The following is a 734-nucleotide window of genomic DNA, read 5'->3' on the forward strand; positions in this document are numbered from 1 at the left end:
CTTGGGCGGTACTTATTTGCGTTTTTTCATGTTCAAGGCTTGATGGCAAAGATCCACGCACCTCAACCAGAGAGACTCTGCGGGCACGTTCACTAGCCCACCGCTCTGTAGAAACGGCGTCATCCTGTGCCGTACCCCCAAAAGGCTGACTGTTCGCATCCTGCTTGGGACTGCCCGCGAGCCATTGCGGAAGCACTAGCAGGCTCAGCTCGACTTTTTTATTCGGCTTTTTGGGATTGCCTAGATTCACAAGCGCAGTGTGGCCGCAGTGAGGACACACGACCCCCTTCTTCCTGTCGAGCACAGAGAACGGATGCTCAGACGGGGCCACGTAGAGCGGCACGTCAGGAGCCATCCGCGCGGCGTCTTCCTCGACGTGGAACTCGCCGCCGCACTTGCTGCAGCTGTGCTCCCAATGCTTGACGCTGATGGTTTTTACCGCCATCACCGGGTTGCTCATGATCGGCGTCCGGTGGCCGCAGCCGGTCACCTGACACGGGCCGTGCTTGGCCCAGAAGGCGTAAATGATCTCCGGGCCTTCGTAACTGTACTCGCGCCGCTGCTCTTGGGTCAGGCTGAGCGGATCAAAGTCGGCGGGCATCACATGCTTGGTCGGCACGTGCGTCCATTTCCCTTTCTCGCCGTTGGGGCCGTCGCAGTAGTAGTACGGCATGATCTGCGGCTTGACGTCGGCTTCGATATCGGCGAGCAGGCGCTTCACCTCCTCCAGATCG

1 pseudogene is annotated in these 734 nt (G+C 59.7%); it reads right to left on the reverse strand.

From position 1 onward, the window contains the following. A pseudogene (locus tag E1J61_RS37265) lies at positions 1-734 on the reverse strand (DUF1156 domain-containing protein); the annotation flags it as partial.

Source organism: Cupriavidus sp. L7L (genome assembly GCF_004353535.1).
In the GTDB taxonomy this organism is placed as follows: Bacteria; Pseudomonadota; Gammaproteobacteria; order Burkholderiales; family Burkholderiaceae; genus Cupriavidus; species Cupriavidus oxalaticus_A.